14 protein-coding genes are annotated in these 19,438 nt (G+C 41.4%); 3 read left to right on the forward strand and 11 right to left on the reverse strand.

What is annotated here, in order from left to right:
- Nucleotides 1–108: 108 nt before the first annotated feature.
- The 6 genes from glgA to SM121_RS08290 form a co-directional block, all read right to left on the reverse strand.
- Nucleotides 109–1,536 carry a glycogen synthase GlgA gene (gene glgA / locus SM121_RS08265; protein ID WP_320910835.1) on the reverse strand — a complete coding sequence of 476 codons (1,428 nt, stop codon included), beginning with the start codon at nucleotides 1,534–1,536 and terminating at the stop codon, nucleotides 109–111.
- Nucleotides 1,536–2,672, reverse strand: coding sequence for a glucose-1-phosphate adenylyltransferase subunit GlgD (gene glgD, locus SM121_RS08270; protein ID WP_320910836.1), 1,137 nt, complete (start codon nucleotides 2,670–2,672; stop codon nucleotides 1,536–1,538). Before glgD ends, glgA begins: the two co-directional genes overlap by 1 nt.
- Nucleotides 2,662–3,804, reverse strand: a complete 1,143-nt coding sequence (locus tag SM121_RS08275; protein WP_014713084.1) for a glucose-1-phosphate adenylyltransferase — start codon at nucleotides 3,802–3,804, stop codon at nucleotides 2,662–2,664. The genes glgD and SM121_RS08275 overlap by 11 nt, the downstream gene beginning before the upstream one ends.
- Nucleotides 3,805–3,854: 50 nt before the next feature.
- Nucleotides 3,855–5,762 (reverse strand): 1,4-alpha-glucan branching protein GlgB, encoded by a 1,908-nt coding sequence (gene glgB, locus SM121_RS08280; protein ID WP_049483903.1) that lies wholly within the window; start codon nucleotides 5,760–5,762, stop codon nucleotides 3,855–3,857.
- A 328-nt stretch (nucleotides 5,763–6,090) separates the two neighbouring features.
- Nucleotides 6,091–7,824 (reverse strand): phosphoenolpyruvate--protein phosphotransferase, encoded by a 1,734-nt coding sequence (ptsP, locus tag SM121_RS08285; protein WP_320910837.1) that lies wholly within the window; start codon nucleotides 7,822–7,824, stop codon nucleotides 6,091–6,093.
- Between the two features lie 4 nt (nucleotides 7,825–7,828).
- The gene (locus tag SM121_RS08290) at nucleotides 7,829–8,092 is read right to left on the reverse strand and encodes a phosphocarrier protein HPr (protein WP_003006411.1); all 264 of its coding nucleotides are present in this window, start codon (nucleotides 8,090–8,092) and stop codon (nucleotides 7,829–7,831) included.
- A gap of 476 nt (nucleotides 8,093–8,568) precedes the next feature.
- Here SM121_RS08290 and nrdH point away from each other — a divergent pair, with 476 nt between their 5' ends.
- The 3 genes from nrdH (at nucleotide 8,569) to nrdF (ending at nucleotide 12,134) form a co-directional block, all read left to right on the forward strand.
- On the forward strand, nucleotides 8,569–8,787 hold the full coding sequence (gene nrdH / locus SM121_RS08295) for a glutaredoxin-like protein NrdH (protein WP_003006408.1): 219 nt from the start codon (nucleotides 8,569–8,571) through the stop codon (nucleotides 8,785–8,787).
- Nucleotides 8,788–8,901: 114 nt separating this feature from the next.
- The gene (gene nrdE / locus SM121_RS08300) at nucleotides 8,902–11,061 is read left to right on the forward strand and encodes a class 1b ribonucleoside-diphosphate reductase subunit alpha (RefSeq protein WP_031573442.1); all 2,160 of its coding nucleotides are present in this window, start codon (nucleotides 8,902–8,904) and stop codon (nucleotides 11,059–11,061) included.
- 113 nt (nucleotides 11,062–11,174) lie between these two features.
- Nucleotides 11,175–12,134 carry a class 1b ribonucleoside-diphosphate reductase subunit beta gene (gene nrdF / locus SM121_RS08305; protein ID WP_031573445.1) on the forward strand — a complete coding sequence of 320 codons (960 nt, stop codon included), beginning with the start codon at nucleotides 11,175–11,177 and terminating at the stop codon, nucleotides 12,132–12,134.
- A 374-nt stretch (nucleotides 12,135–12,508) separates the two neighbouring features.
- Here nrdF and alaS read toward each other — a convergent pair whose 3' ends face one another.
- From alaS to pepF, 5 genes are all read right to left on the reverse strand, one after another.
- Entirely contained in the window at nucleotides 12,509–15,127 is a 2,619-nt protein-coding gene (alaS, locus tag SM121_RS08310) for an alanine--tRNA ligase (RefSeq protein ID WP_004219906.1), read from the reverse strand.
- Between the two features lie 24 nt (nucleotides 15,128–15,151).
- Nucleotides 15,152–15,637, reverse strand: a complete 486-nt coding sequence (locus tag SM121_RS08315; RefSeq protein WP_320910838.1) for an LURP-one-related/scramblase family protein — start codon at nucleotides 15,635–15,637, stop codon at nucleotides 15,152–15,154.
- Between the two features lie 253 nt (nucleotides 15,638–15,890).
- Entirely contained in the window at nucleotides 15,891–16,835 is a 945-nt protein-coding gene (gene prsA, locus SM121_RS08320; protein ID WP_155125647.1) for a peptidylprolyl isomerase PrsA, read from the reverse strand.
- A 67-nt stretch (nucleotides 16,836–16,902) separates the two neighbouring features.
- Nucleotides 16,903–17,625, reverse strand: a complete 723-nt coding sequence (locus tag SM121_RS08325) for an O-methyltransferase (protein ID WP_155125645.1) — start codon at nucleotides 17,623–17,625, stop codon at nucleotides 16,903–16,905.
- A 1-nt stretch (nucleotide 17,626) separates the two neighbouring features.
- On the reverse strand, nucleotides 17,627–19,429 hold the full coding sequence (gene pepF, locus SM121_RS08330; protein WP_320910839.1) for an oligoendopeptidase F: 1,803 nt from the start codon (nucleotides 19,427–19,429) through the stop codon (nucleotides 17,627–17,629).
- Nucleotides 19,430–19,438: the final 9 nt, after the last annotated feature.

Consider the following 19,438-nt stretch of genomic DNA (forward strand, 5'->3'; position numbering starts at 1 on the left):
TTTCTTCTATTTTAGCAAGCTCTAAAACTCAAAAAAATAAACCGTTCTCTTTATAGGAAGAAAGCATACTAAAAAACGCCTCGAAAGGCGTTTGTATCATCGATCTATTTATAAGGATTGGTACAAATCATTGTATCGTTGACTAGCCGTATCCCATGAGAAGTCACGCGTCATAGCTTGTTCTTGGAGACCATACCAAGCCTGTTTGTCATTGTAGTAGACAGCCAAGGCTTCATCAACTGCCCAGTTAAACCAATAACCAGACAAATTATTGAAGCTAAAGCCTGTTCCACTTCCATCAACAGCATTAAACGGTTGAACCGTATCACGAAGTCCGCCGACTTCATGCACTAAAGGAAGGGTTCCATAACGCATGGCCATCATTTGAGAAAGGCCACACGGTTCAAAACGGCTTGGCATCAAGAAGACATCTGACGCTGCATAGATTTCTTGTGCCAATTGGACATCAAATGTGATATTCGCTGAAAGTTTGTCTGGGTAGGCTTGACCAAACCAAGCAAAGGCATTTTCAAATCCAGTGTCTCCTGTACCGAGCAAGACAATCTGAATATCCTTTTGCAAAAGTTGATGCAACTCTTCTACCACCACATCAAAACCTTTTTGACGTGTCAAACGAGAGACGATCCCAAACAAAGGAACATCATCGCGAACAGGTAGACCAACACGTTCTTGAAGAGCTCGTTTACTAGCTGCTTTACCTGAAAGATCTGAGAGACTGAAGTGATACGTTAAGAGCGGATCCGTTTCAGGATTATACAGATCTGCATCAATCCCGTTAACAATTCCGGTCACCTTGCCAGACTCCATCCGAAGGATCTGATCCAAGCCACAACCATATTCAGCAGTCATAATCTCATGCGCATAGCTAGGAGAAACAGTTGTCACACGGTCAGCATATAGAATGCCGGCTTTCATCCAGTTCAGGCAATCATTCCACCGAAGCGTTCCATCTGCATAGCGTTCAAATCCAACTCCGAATAGATCCCACAACATTCCTGGGTCGAACTGACCTTGGAATTCCAAATTATGGATGGTCAATACTGTCTTAATTCCATGATAAGCTTGAATCCAACGATATTTTTCCTTCAGCAAGAAAGGAATCATCGCTGTATGGTAATCATGGGCATGAAGAACATCTGGAATGAAATCAACTCGTTCCATCGTTTCTAAAGCCGCGAGCTGGAAGAAGGCGAAGCGTTCTCCATCATCAAAGTCACCATAGACATGACCTCTAAAGAAATAATGTTGGTTATCAATAAAGTAAAAGGTGACTCCATCACGCACAATACGTTTCACACCAACATATTGACTTCTCCAGCCAACCTTGGTCTCAAAATGCAAAACATCTTCGATTTGATCTCCAAACTTAGTCTCTACCATATCATAGTAAGGGAGGATCACGCGCACATCATGACCACTTTTCGCTAAGGATTTAGGAAGAGCGCCAATAACGTCTCCCAATCCGCCTGTTTTAGAAAATGGTGCACCTTCAGCTGCAACAAATAATAGTTTCATTAGACAATATCCTCTGTAACAATCGTTCCTTTTTTAACCACGACAGGTGCTTCTTCTGTCCCACGAATCGTCACACCAGCAGCCACTTCGACACCCTTATCCAGGATGGCATATTCGACGATTGCATTTTCATGAATCACAACACCAGGGAAGAGAAGACTACTGCGGACTTCTGAACCTTCATGAAGGTGTACCCGCCGTGAAACAACGGAGCGTTCAACGGTTCCTTCTACAATACTACCCGAAGCAAATTGAGACGTTTTAATATGTGAAGTCTTGGAATAATACGTTGGTTCTTCATTCTTCACTTTCGTATACACCTTTTGGTTTGGTGAAAAGAGCTTCATGAATTTTTGGTTTTCCAACATATCCAAGTTTGCATGGTAGTAGGATTCAACTGAATGAATATTGGCTAGGTAACCTGTATATTCAAAAGCAAAAGCATTGTATTCCACCGCCAAATCACGCAAGATATAGCGCAATTTTTGTGGGTATTCTTTCTTGGCTTCTTCTTCAATTTTTTCAATCAACCAAGGAGTATCCACAATAAAGACATCTGTCGACATGTTGTAGACTTCGTCAGGATCCTTGCCATCGAAAAGTCTTTGCTCTGTAACATGGTCTGTTTCATCAATTTCCAAGATAGCATTGACTTCAGAGATATTTTGAAGATGCAACTTCTTATAAACCACTGTAATCGGACGGTCAACGCTATTATGCAAGTGGAAAACTTGATTGAGGTCAATATTCATCAAGACATCACAGTTCAAAGCAACTGTTTGGTTGGAACCAGACCGTTTCAAATAGGTCAATAATTGTTGGTAGTATTCTGGCCCTACATTTGTATTTTCAACAGGAGTGTTATAGATTCCGAGGTAATAGTGGCTCAATAAAGTAGACAAGCCCCACTCACGACCTGAACGAATATGGTCAAAGACCGAACTAATATTTTCTTGTTGGAAAATCCCAAAAACACTACGAATACCAGCATTCGCAAGACTAGACAACGGGAAGCCAATCAAGCGGTATTTCCCATCAAATGGTAGAGATGCTACCGGACGATGGCTGGTCAAAGTGGACATATCATGATACCCAACTGTATTTCCTAAAATGGCTGAATATTTATCAATCTTCATCTGTTGCTACCCCCACTTTTTCATTGTAACCGACAACTTGTACTTCCTCTGTTCCATCAATCACGACACCTTCTGCAATGACTGCACCTTCCCCGATAATCGCGCGTTTCACGACAGCTCCTTTACCGATAATGGCATTGCTCATCACGACAGCATCTTCGACAACTGCTCCTTCACGAACTTGAGCTTCTGTTGATAAGATGGAGTGTTTGACTGTACCGTCTACCGAACAACCGTCGACGACAAGAGAATCTTCGACGTGGCCATGTTCCCCAAAGAAGTTCGGTGGAGAAATGAGGTTGCGTGAATAGATTTTCCAGTGACGATCGCGACTATCCAAGGCATTATTTGGATCGATATATTCCATATTGGCTTCCCAAAGAGACTCAATCGTACCAACGTCTTTCCAATAACCATTGAATTCATAAGCATAAACACTTTCGCCTGATTCTAGATACGTTGGAATGACATTTTTACCGAAGTCTGACATATCGATATCGCTCTTTTCAGCAGCAACTAACATATTGCGCAGACGAGCCCAGTCAAAGATGTAAATCCCCATGGAAGCCTTGGTAGATTTTGGTTCCGCTGGTTTTTCTTCAAATTCGACAATCCGATTATTAGCATCTGTATTCATGATTCCAAAACGGCTTGCTTCCTTCAAAGGGACATCTAGGACGGCAACAGTCAAGCTTGCATTATTATCCTTGTGCGCTTGAAGCATATCATCGTAATCCATCTTATAGATGTGGTCCCCAGATAATATCAAGACATATTCCGGATTGATGCTGTCGATATAGTCGATGTTTTGGAGGATGGCATGGCTAGTTCCTTCAAACCAACGATTTCCTTCACTAGCTGAATAAGGTTGGAGAATAGACACACCTGTATTGATTCCATCCAAGCCCCAACTGGAACCATTTCCAATATGGCTGTTAAGTGCAAGGGGTTGATACTGTGTAATCACACCAACATTGTGAATTCCTGAGTTGGCACAGTTTGAGAGAGCAAAATCGATAATCCGATAGCGCCCACCAAATTGAACCGCAGGTTTCGCGATGTTTTTGGTTAATTTTCCAAGACGTGTTCCTTGCCCACCGGCAAGAATTAAAGCGAGCATTTCATTCTTCATTGACTACTTCCTCTTTTTAAAGCTTGGACTCCCTTAGAGTCAACCGATCATCATTTTTTATCTGATGTTTTAGATTTCGTTTTGCGAACCTTCCGTTTCACCTTCCAAATGCTAGCCCCTAAAGCCGGCAAAGTAAAGGTCAAAGTTTGTTCATAATCCTTCCACAGTCCATCTTGAGACTGAACTGTCGGATTGTGCTCTTTCCAGACACCTCCCCATTCTTCTAATTCTGTATTCCAAATTTCTTCATAGACCGCTGATACAGGCACACCAATCGTAAAGTCCTTGCGTTCTACTGGTGCCATATTGAAGACGCACACCAAAAGATCGCCTTTACGATTTTTCCGGACCATAGACAAAACGCTCTGATCCCGGTTATCTGCATCAATAATCTCTAAGCCATCAAAGCTATCATCAATCTCCCACAATTCCTTGTGTTCTTTGTAGAAATGATTGAGCTGAGAAGTGAAACGACGCATCTTAGCATTCATTTCATCCTCTAGATTGCCCCATTCCAATTGCTCTTCTGACTTCCATTCCAAAAATTGACCAAATTCTGAACCCATAAAGAGTAATTTCTTACCTGGATGGCAAATCTGATAGGTCAAGAGGTTACGGAGTCCAGCAAATTGATTGTAACGATCTCCCCACATCTTATGCATCAAACTCTTCTTACCATGCACCACTTCATCATGTGAAAATGGTAGTAAGAAGTTTTCAGAAAATGCATACATGAAACTAAAGGTTACCAGGTTAAAGTCAAATTTCCGGTAGATGGGATCTTCTTCGTAGAATCGAAGGATATCATTCATCCACCCCATATTCCATTTATAGTCAAAGCCAAGTCCACCTTCTTCTTCAGGACCCGTGATCTTTTGACCAGCAGAACTTTCTTCTGCAATCATCATGACATCTGGGTGTTCGTTCTTGATAATCGCATTCAACCGTCTAAGGAAATGAACGCCTTCGTAGTTGAGGTTTCCACCATCAATATTTGGTGTCCATGGACCGCTATCGTAGTCAAGATAGAGCATATTGCTCACAGCATCGACCCGAATCCCATCTAAATGATAGGTATCAATCCAAAACTTCAAACTAGAAATCAAGAATGACTGGACTTGATTCTTCCCTAAATCGAAGTTCAAGGCTCCCCATCCGTAGTTATGAGCACGATGTTCATCCTGGTATTCAAAGGTTGGTGTTCCATCATAATAAGCCAAGGCATCATCATTGATAATGAAATGTCCTGGTACCCAATCCACGATCACTCCGATATTGTTGAGGTGGCATTCTTCCACGAAGTCTTGAAACTCCTCTGGGCTACCATAAGTCTGCTCGAGTGCAAAATATCCCATGAGCTGATAGCCCCAACTCAAGCCCAATGGATGGGCCATCACTGGCATAAATTCCACGTGGGTGTAGTTCATCTCCACCAAATATGGAATCAATTCTTCTTTTAGTTGTTTGAAGGTATAGGAACTGTGATCCTCATTACGTTTCCACGATCCTGCGTGAACCTCATAAATATTAACAGGTCGTTCCTTAAAACCAAGTTTTTTGCGGCGTGCTCTCCAGAGACCATCTTTCCAGTTTTTCTCTGGAATGGTCTTAATAATAGATCCTGTATTGGGTCTCTTTTCCATCCATAATGCTAGAGGATCGATTTTTTGCACCTGATGACCATTTTGTCGAGTCACCAAATACTTGTATATATCTCCCTCTTTTGCATCGGAACAGAAGACTTCCCAGACGCCTCCTTCATTACGAACCATTGGAATTTTACGAGCTTCCCAATCAGTGAAATCACCAATCAGATCCACCGCCTGAGCATTGGGAGCCCAAACACGGAAGGTAAAGCCTTCTTGTTCTCCCCTTGTTTCCTTGTGAGCTCCTAAGTACTCTTGAAGATGGAAATTATCCCCTCTTCCAAATGTCCATAAGTCTGTGCTTCTATCCATATACTCACCTCTTTGTTTTTTGAAAGCGTTTTCTATTTGGTATTATTCTACTATAAAATCACTTAATTTTCAAGTTGATTCCTGTAAAATCATGTAAAATTATCAGGAAAAGTTTTTCCATTTTCTTTCCCGAACCTTTTCGATCCTTCCTTGGTCATCCTCCTTATCTTACTTACGATTATACTATATATACGAGGAAAATCAAACAAAAACCGAACATTTAAATCACTATTTTTATTACTAACTAGTTTATTACGAATAAAATGAACATTTTTATGAACAATGTAAAAAAAGACTAAGACAGATTTGTCTTAGTCTTGTTGAATTCTTAGTCTACGTTCACGTATTCTTTTGAAAGTTCAAGAACTTCTTCCATTGTTGAACATTCAGTAAGAGCACGGTTAGCGTATTCTTGCATTTTAGCTGTGTCGAGTTTCTTCATCAAGCTACGTGTACGAAGGACAGATGTAGCTGACATAGAGAACTCATCCAAGCCCATTCCGACAAGAAGTGGAACAGCAGTTTGGTCACCGGCCATTTCACCACACATACCAGCCCATTTGCCTTCAGCGTGAGCCGCCTTGATCACGTTGTTGATCAAACGAAGGATAGATGGGTTATATGGTTGGTAAAGGTATGAAACTTGTTCGTTCATACGGTCAGCAGCCATTGTGTATTGGATCAAGTCGTTTGTACCAATTGAGAAGAAATCAACTTCCTTAGCAAATTGGTCCGCAAGCATCGCAGCAGCTGGGATTTCAATCATGATCCCTACTTGGATATCATCTGCCACAGCAACACCTTCAGCAAGCAATTTCGCTTTTTCTTCTTCAAGAATACCTTTAGCTGTACGGAACTCAGTCAACAAAGCAACCATTGGGAACATGATCCGCAATTTACCGTGGACAGATGCCCGAAGCAAGGCACGCAATTGTGTACGGAACATTTGATTACCAGTTTCAGAGATAGAAATACGCAAAGCACGGTAACCCAAGAATGGGTTCATTTCTTTAGGAAGATCGAAGTAAGGAAGTTCTTTATCCCCACCAATATCCATTGTACGAACGACAACAGGTTTACCGTTCATACCTTCAAGAACTGCTTTGTAGGCTTCGTATTGATCATCTTCAGTTGGGAAGTCTTGAGAATCCATGTACAAGAATTCAGTACGATAGAGACCAACAGCTTCTGCACCATTATCGTTTACACCTTCAACGTCTTTAGGTGTACCGATGTTGGCAGCCAATTCGAAGTGTTTTCCATCAGCAGTCACTGTTTTCGCATCTTTAAGGAGAGCCCATTCAGCTTTTTGTTTGGCATAAGCTTCACCAGCTGCTTTGAAGGCTGCGATTTGTTCTTCAGTAGGGTTGATCACCACTTCACCAGTGATCCCTGAAACAGCCAAAACATCGCCATCTTTGACAAGTTCTGTGATGTTATTTGTACCAAGAACAGCTGCGATTTCAAGTGTACGAGCCATGATAGCTGAGTGACTTGTACGTCCACCGATATTCGTGACAAAAGCTTTTACATACTTTTTGTTCAACTGTGCTGTATCAGATGGAGTCAAGTCATGCGCAACCACGATTGCTTCTTCATTGATAGAAGCAGGGTTTGGCAATTTCTTACCAAGCAAGTTGGCAAGGACACGTTTGGTAACGTCGCGAATGTCTGCTGCACGTTCTTGCATGTAAGGATTGTCTTCCATTCCTTCAAAGATTGCAATGAACATGTCAGTGACTTCTTTCAAGCCAGCCTCTGCATTGATTTTTTTCGTACGAATCGTTTCTTTGATCTGACCAATCATTTCAGGGTCAGCGAGAACCATCATATGCGCATCAAAAACTTGCGCTGCTTCTTCACCAAGGCTTGCTACTGCATTCTCCCGAATAAGAGAAAGCTCGTTTTGTGAAGCTTCAAGAGCTGCATCCAAACGAGCTTCTTCTGCACTTGTATCTTCGACTGAAACAGTCTCAAATGATAAGTCTGGTTGAATGAGCAAATATGCCTTAGCAACGGCAACACCGTCAGATGCTGCAATTCCTTTTAGCATTTTTGTCATATTTTTAAGCCAATCCTTCTTTAGTCATTGTTTCTGAAATAGCTGCGATTGCATCATCAGCGTCAGCACCTTCAGCAGAAATTACAACGTCAGCACCTTGACCAACACCAAGGCTCATAACACCCATGATTGATTTCAAGTTAACTGATTTACCTTTGTATTCAAGAGTGATGTCTGATGCAAATTTGCTAGCAGTTTGAACCAACAAAGTTGCTGGACGTGCGTGGATACCTGTTTCTGCCACGATGTGGAAATCTTTAGAAGCCATAATTGGACTCTCCTTTTAAAAAATAGTTTTTGAGTTACCTTTTGATAACCCTTACAATTTGGTATTATATCATCTTTTGAAATTTTTTTCAAGATTTTTATCACTGACTTACAGAAAAAGACTGCGAAAAATCCCAATTTAGATACATTCTAAGAAGTACCTGAAGAATGGAGAACAAATCTTTTCAATTTTCTACTATATTATAAGTAACATTTTCCTCCGCTTTCAAATAAAAAGAAGCAAGTGTACCACAGGATATTGATTCACAAAAAAATTATAACTAATTAAAGATGCTTTAAAGCCTATTCCTATCCCATTTCTTGGAATTTCTCAATTTCCGTTCACCACAATATATTGTGTTTTAAAAACCCCATTTCATATCTTTGCACAATATTTAGTTTTATTTTGTTGACAAGTTGCTGGATTTTGTTTATACTGTTTACAGATTTATATTTCGATAGGAGAACGAAAAAGAAATGGTAACCATTTATTCAAAAAATAATTGTGTTCAATGCAAAATGACCAAGCGATTCCTCGATAGCAATCATGTGGAATACCGCGAAATTAACTTAGATGAACAGCCAGAATTTGTAGAGCATGTTAAGAACCTTGGCTTCAATGCTGCTCCAGTTATTCAAACACCGGATGAAGTATTTTCTGGTTTTCAACCAGCTAAGTTGAAGAAACTTTCTTAATAAACACAGTATTTTGCTTAAATAGGGTCTAGCGTTAGCAACCTAACACTAGACTTTTTACTTGGAAAGAGAGGACTTCTCCTCTTCATTTTTTTGAACTAGAAAAGGATTATTATGGGATTAAAATCTCTTGAAGATGTGACGTATTTTCGTCTTAACAATGAAATCAACCGTCCAGTAAACGGCCAAATCATGCTTCATAAAGATAAAGAAGCTTTGGATGCGTTCTTTAAAGAAAATGTTGTACCAAATACTAAAACCTTTGACTCGATTACAGACAAGATTCAGTACCTTCTCGAGCACAATTACATTGAGAGAGCTTTTATCGAGAAATACCGTCCTGAATTTTTAGAGGAATTGGCCCAATTTATCAAAGATCAAAACTTCCAATTCAAGTCCTTCATGGCGGCCTACAAATTCTATAACCAATACGCTTTGAAAACAAATGATGGAGAATACTATCTTGAAAGCATGGAAGACCGTGTCTTTTTCAATGCTCTCTATTTTGCTGATGGAAATGAAGCTATCGCGCGAGACATCGCAAACGAAATTATCCACCAACGCTACCAACCAGCTACTCCTTCTTTCTTAAACGCTGGACGTGCCCGCCGTGGGGAATTGGTATCATGTTTCTTGATCCAAGTAACCGATGATATGAATGCGATCGGACGTTCCATCAACTCTGCCCTTCAACTGTCTCGTATCGGTGGTGGGGTTGGGATTTCTCTCAGCAACCTTCGTGAAGCTGGAGCACCAATCAAAGGGTATGAAGGAGCCGCTTCTGGAGTGGTTCCAGTTATGAAACTCTTCGAAGATAGCTTCTCTTACTCTAACCAATTGGGACAACGCCAAGGGGCTGGGGTGGTTTACCTCAACGTCTTCCACCCAGACATCATCGCCTTCCTTTCAACTAAGAAAGAAAATGCTGATGAAAAAGTTCGGGTGAAGACTCTCTCACTTGGGGTCGTCGTGCCAGACAAGTTCTACGAGTTGGCGCGTAAGAATGAAGAAATGTACCTCTTCAGCCCATACTCTGTGGAACGTGAATACGGAGTACCATTTAACTACATCGACATCACTGAAAAATACGATGAGTTGGTTGCTAATCCAAATATCCGCAAGACTAAAATTAAGGCACGTGATTTGGAAACTGAAATTTCTAAATTGCAACAAGAATCTGGCTATCCATATGTAGTCAACATTGATACTGCTAACCGGGCAAACCCTGTTGATGGAAAAATCATCATGAGTAACTTGTGTTCAGAGATCCTTCAAGTTCAAGAACCAAGCTTGATCAACGATGCCCAAGAATTTGTTCAAATGGGAACAGACGTCTCCTGTAACCTTGGTTCAACCAACGTAGTTAACATGATGACTTCACCTGATTTTGGTCGTTCGATTCGTGCCATGGTTCGTGCTTTGACCTTCGTTACAGATAGCTCTCATATCGTAGCCGTTCCAACTATTGACCACGGAAATAAACTGGCGCATACCTTTGGTCTTGGAGCCATGGGACTTCATAGCTACCTTGCCCAACAATTGATCGAATACGGATCACCGGAGTCTATTGAGTTTACGAGCATCTACTTCATGCTCATGAACTACTGGACTCTCGTAGAATCAAACAACATTGCGCGCGAACGTGGTGTTACCTTCCACAACTTCGAAAAATCTGATTATGCCAATGGTACTTACTTTGATAAGTACACGACTGGAGAATTTGTACCAAAATCTGATCGCGTCAAAGAACTCTTTAAAGATATCTTTATCCCAAGTGCTGAGGATTGGGCAGAACTGCGTGCTAAAGTTCAAGCAGATGGTCTTTACCACCAAAACCGCCTAGCTGTCGCACCAAATGGATCTATCAGCTACATCAATGACGTATCTGCTTCTATCCACCCAATTACACAACGGATTGAAGAACGCCAAGAGAAGAAAATCGGTAAGATCTACTACCCTGCAGCAGGATTGTCAACGGAAACGATTCCTTACTACACTTCTGCCTACGACATGGATATGCGAAAAGTCATCGATGTCTATGCTGCTGCAACTGAGCATGTAGACCAAGGTCTTTCACTGACTCTCTTTATGCGCAGCGATATTCCAAAGGGTCTTTACGAATGGAAAACTGAAAACAAACAAACCACTCGTGACTTGTCTATCCTTCGGAACTACGCCTTTAACAAGGGTATCAAGTCTATCTACTACGTCCGTACCTTTACAGATGATGGTGGAGAAGTTGGCGCCAACCAATGTGAAAGCTGTGTCATCTAATCCGCTATCCTAGATAGCTATCAAAAGTCGGTTCGCCGACTTTTTGTGCGGTATTCTATCAATTTATGGTAGAATAGTAACGATTGAATGAATAGAAAAAGAAAGTGATGCAAATGGAAACATACTACAAAGCCATTAACTGGAATGCGATCGAAGATGTCATCGATAAATCGACCTGGGAAAAACTGACAGAGCAATTCTGGTTGGATACACGTATCCCTTTGTCAAACGACTTGGATGACTGGAGAAAGTTATCTAATAAAGAAAAAGACCTAGTTGGTAAAGTCTTTGGGGGATTAACTCTTCTAGATACCATGCAATCTGAAACAGGTGTTCAAGCCCTTCGTGCGGATATTCGTACTCCCCATGAAGAAGCTGTCTTTAACAACATCCAATTTATGGAATCTGTCCATGCTAAGTCATACTCTTCTATCTTTTCTACTTTGAATACCAAGTCAGAAATCGAAGAGATTTTCGAATGGACCAACACCAATCCTTTCCTTCAAAGGAAGGCAGAAATCATCAACGAAATCTATCTCAATGGGACTCCCCTTGAAAAGAAAGTCGCCAGCGTTTTCCTTGAGACCTTCCTCTTCTACTCTGGTTTCTTCACACCTCTCTACTATCTTGGAAACAACAAATTGGCCAACGTAGCTGAGATCATCAAGTTGATCATTCGGGACGAATCAGTTCACGGAACCTATATCGGCTACAAGTTCCAACTTGGATTTAACGAATTACCAGAAGAAGAACAAGAAAAACTCAAAGAATGGATGTATGACCTGCTCTATACCCTCTATGAAAATGAAGAAGGCTATACAGAGAGCCTCTATGACGGTGTGGGCTGGACAGAGGAAGTCAAGACCTTCCTTCGCTACAATGCTAATAAAGCCCTCATGAACTTGGGACAAGATCCACTCTTCCCAGACTCAGCGGATGACGTCAACCCAATCGTTATGAACGGAATCTCAACCGGTACATCTAACCACGACTTCTTCTCTCAAGTCGGAAATGGTTACCTTCTCGGTGAAGTAGAAGCCATGCAGGATGACGATTACAATTACGGACTATAAGAAGAAAAACCTTTCCGTTTGGAAAGGTTTTTAAATGTAGACAACCTATTGTTTTACATAAAACAGATAGATGATTTTCAAAAAATGACTTTTATTTTTTAAAGATTAAAAACTTTCCGCCGTGAGAAAAGTGTCTGAGACATAGTAGTCTCAGACACTCGGAATTCTTGAGACCTTAGTCTCAAGAATTAGTCATGGAACTTCGTAGAAGTTCGCTGACGTCCGTACTCACCTAAGGAAAGTTTTTCAGAAGACTTTATCTTCAATCTGAAACCTTTCCAGACGGAAAGGTTTTTTTGTTGCAATCTTTTTCTAATTGGATCTGCTTCTTTTTTGAAAAAAGAGGTTGAACAAACATCCAACCTCTTCGATAATTACAATTTACCTGCTACAGCATCCAACAATTCTTGGATCTTGGCTTGGTTGCTTCCTCCTGCCATGGCCATGTCTGGTTTACCACCACCACGTCCATCGACGATTGGAGCCAATTCTTTGATCACATTACCTGCATGCACATCTTTTGTCTTGCTGGCTACAAGGACATTGACCTTGTCACCGATGGCTGCGACAAGAACAAGCACATCAGAGTAATCTTTTTGTTTCCAGTTATCCGCAAAGGTACGAAGGGCACCTGCATCTGATACAGAAACTTGGCTGGCAATGTAACGGTGTCCGTTTGCTTCTTGAACATTCTTGAAGACATCACCTGCTGCCGCTGCTGCTGCTTTTTCCTTCAATTCTGCATTTTCTTTTTGCAATTGACGGAGTTGTTCTTGAAGACCTTCCACCTTGTGAGGGACTTCTTTGAGTTGAGGAGCTTTCAAAGTTGCTGCGACTGCTTTCAGAGCATCTTCTTGTTCACGATAAGCTTCAAAGGCTTCCTTACCAGTCACTGCCAAGATACGACGAGTTCCTGATCCGATCCCTTCTTCTTTGACAATCTTGAAGAGACCAATTTCAGAAGTGTTACCTACGTGAGTACCACCACAGAGCTCAACAGAGTAATCACCAATAGTGACAACACGGACTTCCTTACCGTATTTCTCACCAAAGAGGGCCATGGCTCCCATTTCTTTAGCAGTATCGATATCTGTTTCAATTGTTTCGACTGCGATCGCTTCCCAAATCTTTTCATTGACTTGTTGTTCAATAGCTCGCAATTCTTCAGGAGTTACGGCTTGGAAGTGGGTAAAGTCAAAGCGAAGGAATTCTACTTCGTTGAGAGATCCTGCTTGGGTTGCATGGTTACCAAGGATATTGTGAAGAGCCGCATGGAGCAAGTGAGTCGCAGTGTGGTTCTTCATGACACGATGACGACGATTGGTATCGATCGCCAAGGTGTATTCTTGGTTCAAGGCAAGAGGAGCAAGAACTTCAACAGTATGAAGTGGTTGTCCATTTGGTGCTTTTTGAACATCTGTCACTGTCGCTACGACGTTTCCTGCAGCATCCAAGATTTGACCATGGTCCGCAACTTGTCCACCCATTTCAGCATAGAATGGAGTTTCTGCAAAGATCAGTGATGCAGTCCCTTCAGATACAGCTTCTACTTCTGCATTGTCCGCTACAATAGCCACCAACTTAGAAGGCAATTGGCTAGCATTGTAGTTGAAGCTACTTTCAACTGTAATGTTTTGAAGGGTTTCATTTTGCATCCCCATGGATCCGCCTTTAACAGCTGATGCACGCGCACGTTCTTGTTGTTCCTTCATGGCTGCTTCAAAACCTTCACGGTCGACTGTCATACCTGCTTCTTCTGCGATTTCTTCTGTCAATTCCACTGGGAATCCGTATGTATCATAGAGTTTGAAGACATCTTGACCAGCAATCACTGTTTGACCTTTGGCTTTCAAGTCTTCAACGATGGTTTGGGCAAAGTGTTGACCAGAGTTCAAGGTACGAGCAAATGATTCTTCTTCACTCTTGATAATTTTTTCGATAAAGTCTTGTTTTTCAAGTACTTCTGGGTAGTAGCTTTCCATGATCTTCCCAACGGTTGGAACCAATTTATACAAGAAGGTTCCTTCAATCCCCAATTTTTGACCATGCATGGAAGCACGACGGAGGAGACGACGAAGAACGTAACCGCGTCCTTCATTACCTGGAAGAGCCCCATCTCCAATCGCAAATGAAAGCGAACGGATGTGGTCAGCAATCACCTTGAAGCTCATGTTATCGCCATCTGGATCATAGGTTTTACCAGACATCTTTTCCACTTCACGGATGATCGGCATGAAGAGGTCTGTTTCAAAGTTAGTCTTCGCCCCTTGGATAACGGCTACCAAACGTTCCAAACCTGCGCCCGTATCAATGTTCTTGTGTGGTAATTCCTTGTATTCGCTACGAGGAACTGCTGGGTCAGCGTTAAATTGTGACAAGACAATGTTCCAGATTTCGATGTAACGGTCGTTTTCGATATCTTCCGCAAGCAGACGAAGACCGATGTTTTCAGGGTCAAAGGCTTCTCCACGGTCAAAGAAGATTTCTGTATCTGGTCCAGAAGGTCCCGCACCGATCTCCCAGAAATTGTCTTCGATTGGGATCAAGTGACTTGGATCTACCCCAACAGCGATCCAACGGTTGTATGAATCCTTGTCGTCAGGGTAATAGGTCATGTAAAGTTTGTCTTTAGGGAAATCAAACCATTCCGGACTTGTCAAAAGCTCATAAGCCCACGTAATGGCTTCATCACGGAAGTAATCTCCAATAGAGAAGTTCCCCAACATTTCAAACATGGTATGGTGACGGGCAGTCTTCCCTACGTTTTCGATATCGTTGGTACGGATGGCTTTTTGAGCATTGGTAATCCGTGGATTTTCAGGTTTGATGGTTCCGTCGAAGTATTTCTTAAGAGTGGCAACCCCTGAGTTAATCCACAAAAGCGTTGGGTCGTTTACTGGAACCAAGCTAACAGATGGTTCTACAGAGTGACCTTTGCTTGCCCAGAAATCAAGCCACATTTGACGGACTTGTGCACTAGATAATTGTTTCATATTTTTCTCCTAATTTTTTTAAGATTAATTTGCGCCAGCTTCTAACATTTCGACATAATCGATAGCGACACAAAGTGAGATGACTAAATCAGCGTATTCATCCTCATACACCAATACTTGGTAAGTCGAGGTGAGATGAAAGAGTTCCTTGCTAATCTCAGCGACGATTTGATCCCGATCATCGAACAATTTGAATTCCAGGTCCCAGATATTTCCCTGCACCCGAAGCCCCAAATCTTCGATATCGTATTTGTCTCTGAAGAGCGTCAGCTTTTTATGGATATAAAAGCGATCCCCATTCATCAACTCAATCACAAATTTTGGAAGAAGGCTGATTGTTTTTTTGGTGATATGGCTGACTTTTTCTCCATTTTGATCATAGATGGTAAAGGTCTTAGGAACCTTAAGAAAGGAGCCCTCTACCTGGTATTCAACATTTCCCAACTCATCTTTGATATCGAAGCGCTCGCCACCCAATCGAAATTTTTGTTTCACCTGATAGGTTCGCATCTTTTGATCTCCTTTAAAAAGCTCCAGACAACTGCCCATAAACAAAAGACAAGCCACTAAACGAAGGGCGAAAAACCGCGGTACCACCTTCATTCAATGAACTTGTCATTCTTCATTTTATATGCAATTGTCTCAGCCGAGTAGCAAAATCATTTCTCTTCCATGGCTCGCACCCCCGCCACTTCTCTGATTCCGAGTAACAATGATTTAATCTCAACTATTTCATTATACAAGTTCCAAAAGGAACCGTCAACTATTTTTTAGATGATGAGCTGCTATCACTTGTTTGAACACCGATATTTTGCAAATATTGGTTAAATGTTGATTTGAAGGCATCATCTTTGACCTTGATATTGGCATTGGTCATCGCTTTTGCAATAATGCTACGGATGTAGTTGGTATCTTGCTTACGACCATCGACAATGATCTCTTTCAAACGTTTTTCGTATTTCTTCCAGTCAGAGCCTTTATCTGTCTTCTTATTCAATTTGACAATATAGTAGCTAGCAGAATAGTTTTGACCTGCTGAAACTGTGATCACATCTGAAATCCCATTTTCATTCAACTTAAAGGCAGCTTCTTTGACTTGAGATGGAATACCTGCTGTTCCTGAATCGAACTTGACTTCGCCACCTTTGTCTTTTGTAGCAGTATCTGTTGAATTATCTTTGGCGATTTGGGCAAAATCTGCACCTTCTGCTTTAGCTGCTTCCAACACTTCTTTTGCTTTATCTTCTGAATTCAACTTGATAATTTGTGCTGTCACTTCTGGTGTGTAGGATTCAAAAGCCGCCTTGTAGTCAGACTCTTTGATATCTTTCTTAGCAGCTTGGTTAACTGCATATTCCAACAACATATTGCTACGGATTTGCTTCTTCGCTGTTTCTTCCGTCAAGCCTTGTTGCGCCAAGTAAGCATCAAATTGTTTACCTAATTGTTTCTTTTGTTTAGCCAATTCTTTATCAACTTCTTTATCAGAAACTTTTGATCCATATTCTTTTTCAAAAACCTTATTGATGGTCATTTGAAAAAGAACTTGTTGAGCTCCTTGGTTGGTTTTGATTTCATCATAGAAATCAGAAACTGAAATCGCGTCGCCTTTCATGGTAACGACATCTTTGTTTGTACCATTGGCACATGCTGCTAGTGTTACGACTGATAGCAAGGTCACAGCACCTGCTACAAGTTTTTTCTTCATGAAAATTATTCTCCGTTCTTTTTAAACTTCTTCTATTTTACCACAAATTAGAGAGAATACCTTAAATTTACCTAAAAGAGCTAGGATCTGGCAAGGTTACTGTCTCTGCATTTTTCCGAATCATCAAAATACCATCTCCAAGTGGCACCAAACTAGCGGTCAAATCTGGATGATTGAGAGTCGCATTAAAGAGGTTCTGAAGCCCCCGGTAAATGGTTCGTTGCCCACGACGCACTTCCATGATGTCTTTGGCAACATCTCCCCCTTGGAAAATATCATCCAGTACCACGACTCCCCCAACCTCTAAGAGTTCGAGAATTCGTGGTAAAAAGACGATATACTTAGACTTAGCAGAGTCCATGAAGACAAAGTCATAGGTCTCTGTCAAATTCTGCAAGACATCTACCGCATCCCCTTCAAGCAAGGTGATTTGCTTTCTCTGATCGTATTTAGCCAGATTTTCCTTGGCAAAACCAATCATCTCTTCATTCCGATCAATAGTGGTAATTTGTGCATCGGGAACATTTTCAGCCATTAAGAGCGCTGAAAATCCAATTGCTGTCCCAATTTCAAGGATTTTCTTTGGTTGTAAGGCTTGCAGGAGCAGTCTAAAGTAGGCTACAGTTTCATGCGGAATGATGGGAATATTTTCCTTACGGGCGAATGATTCTAATTCCTTTAGGGCACCAGATACCGGCTTTTGACGCGTACGCATAAAGTCAACGATCTCGTCTTTAACGACTGGCCGGCGCATATTGTGGTTGGCATTTTTACTATAAGACTCTACCATCTTATGCGAGTCCTAATTTTTCTACTAGGGCTTCAAATTCATTCAAACGACGTTCGAAGACCGCAAAGGCTGCGTCCAAGTAGTCTTCTTTTTCCATATCCACACCTGCTTTGCGGATAACGTTGAGCGGATAATCAGAGTTTCCAGCTTTCAAGTAGTCGATATATTTGTCGCGATCTTCCTGGGTTCCGTGAACTATTTTTTCAGCTAAGGCAGAAGCTGCTGCAAAACCTGTTGAATATTGGAAGACGTAGTAGTTATAGTAGAAGTGAGGAATCCGAGCCCATTCATATTGGATCTCAGGGTTGTCTTCTTTTGAAAGACCATAGTATTTTTCATTGAGCTCTGCATAAAGGTTGTTCAAGAACTCACTAGTCAAAACGGTACCTTCTTGGTCTGCTTTATGAATGGCATGCTCAAATTCGGCAAACTGGGTTTGACGGAAGACGGTTCCACGGAAGCCATCCAAGAAGTGATTCAAAATAGCAAAGCGAGTTGCATCGTCTTCTACTTCTTCTAACAGACGTTCGGTCAGGATATTTTCATTGGTTGTAGAGGCGATTTCGGCAAGGAAGATGGAATAGTCCCCATAGACATAAGGCTGGGTTTCACGGGTATAGCTAGAATGCATACTGTGACCAGTTTCATGCACCAAGGTGAAGAGATTATCCAATGTATCTTGCCAGTTCAACAACATGAAGGCATTGGTATCATAAGAACCACCTGAATAAGCACCTGAGCGTTTTCCTTGGTTGACATGCACATCAATCCACCGTTCGCTAAAGGCACGTTTTACACGAGAAAGGTAGTCCTCACCCAAAACAGCCAAGACTTCTTCTGCTTTGGCCAATGATTCTTCATAAGTAAACTTGTAGTCTGTATCGGATAATGGCGTATACATATCGTACATCTTCAAGTCTGAGATTCCAAGAATTTTTGAGCGCAATTGCACATAGCGTTGCAAGAGTGGCAAATGTTTGTTCACCGCTGCTACCAAGCTATCATAAACACTTTCTGGTACAAAGTTTTCAGAAAGGGCCGCTTCACGAGCAGATGAGAATTTGCGAACTTTGGCATTAAAGTTATGAACTTTCACATTGGTTTGCAAGGTTTTAGCATAGGTATGTTGGTACTGTTCATAGACCTTGTAGAGACCTTCGTAAGCTTCTTTACGAACGGCACGATCTTTAGATTCTACCAAAGAAATATAGTTCCCATGGGTTAATTGAACTTCTTCGCCCTTGTCATCATGTACAGTTGGGAAAACAATATCTGCATTGTCCAAGATTTCAAAAGTTTCTCCACCAGCCGCAAAGATCTCACCAGCTCCTGCAAGTAATTCCTCTTCTTTTTGAGACAAGACATGTTCTTTCTTCTCAAGCAAACGATCAAAATAATGACCATATTGCTCCAAGTCTGGAACCTCACTCACAAAGGCTTTGTACTGCTCATCCGTAATGGCCATGAATTCAGGCTCATAGAAGGCAAAGGTTTCGCCTAACAAGCTATAAAGAGACATCCCTTTTGATTGGTACTCTTGGTATTTAGCCACTCGTGTATCTTGGTCATTTTTCATATGGGCATAGACGTAGACCTTTTCTATGCGACGGCTCAATTCCAAATATGCATTGGTTGTATCCAAAAGTGTTTGCGCTGAATCCAACAAATGGCCAGCATAGTGGTTTGCTGCTTTAATATCTGCAGCTAAGCTGGCTGCTTCTTCTTCCCAAGCTTGATCTGTCGCAAAAATTGTCGACAAATCCCATTGGTATTTTTCATCAATTTCATTACGTTGTTTTACCATTTCGATTAA

Source organism: Streptococcus sp. S1 (assembly GCF_034137685.1).
Classification (GTDB): Bacteria; Bacillota; Bacilli; order Lactobacillales; family Streptococcaceae; genus Streptococcus; species Streptococcus dentalis.

Coding starts and splice junctions, on each gene's coding strand:
- glgA (WP_320910835.1), bottom strand. CDS start 1,536: ATGAAACTATTATTTGTTGCAGCTGAAGGTGCACCATTTTCTAAAACA.
- glgD (WP_320910836.1), bottom strand. CDS start 2,672: ATGAAGATTGATAAATATTCAGCCATTTTAGGAAATACAGTTGGGTAT.
- SM121_RS08275 (WP_014713084.1), bottom strand. CDS start 3,804: ATGAAGAATGAAATGCTCGCTTTAATTCTTGCCGGTGGGCAAGGAACA.
- glgB (WP_049483903.1), bottom strand. CDS start 5,762: ATGGATAGAAGCACAGACTTATGGACATTTGGAAGAGGGGATAATTTC.
- ptsP (WP_320910837.1), bottom strand. CDS start 7,824: ATGACAAAAATGCTAAAAGGAATTGCAGCATCTGACGGTGTTGCCGTT.
- SM121_RS08290 (WP_003006411.1), bottom strand. CDS start 8,092: ATGGCTTCTAAAGATTTCCACATCGTGGCAGAAACAGGTATCCACGCA.
- nrdH (WP_003006408.1), top strand. CDS start 8,569: ATGGTAACCATTTATTCAAAAAATAATTGTGTTCAATGCAAAATGACC.
- nrdE (WP_031573442.1), top strand. CDS start 8,902: ATGGGATTAAAATCTCTTGAAGATGTGACGTATTTTCGTCTTAACAAT.
- nrdF (WP_031573445.1), top strand. CDS start 11,175: ATGGAAACATACTACAAAGCCATTAACTGGAATGCGATCGAAGATGTC.
- alaS (WP_004219906.1), bottom strand. CDS start 15,127: ATGAAACAATTATCTAGTGCACAAGTCCGTCAAATGTGGCTTGATTTC.
- SM121_RS08315 (WP_320910838.1), bottom strand. CDS start 15,637: ATGCGAACCTATCAGGTGAAACAAAAATTTCGATTGGGTGGCGAGCGC.
- prsA (WP_155125647.1), bottom strand. CDS start 16,835: ATGAAGAAAAAACTTGTAGCAGGTGCTGTGACCTTGCTATCAGTCGTA.
- SM121_RS08325 (WP_155125645.1), bottom strand. CDS start 17,625: ATGGTAGAGTCTTATAGTAAAAATGCCAACCACAATATGCGCCGGCCA.
- pepF (WP_320910839.1), bottom strand. CDS start 19,429: ATGGTAAAACAACGTAATGAAATTGATGAAAAATACCAATGGGATTTG.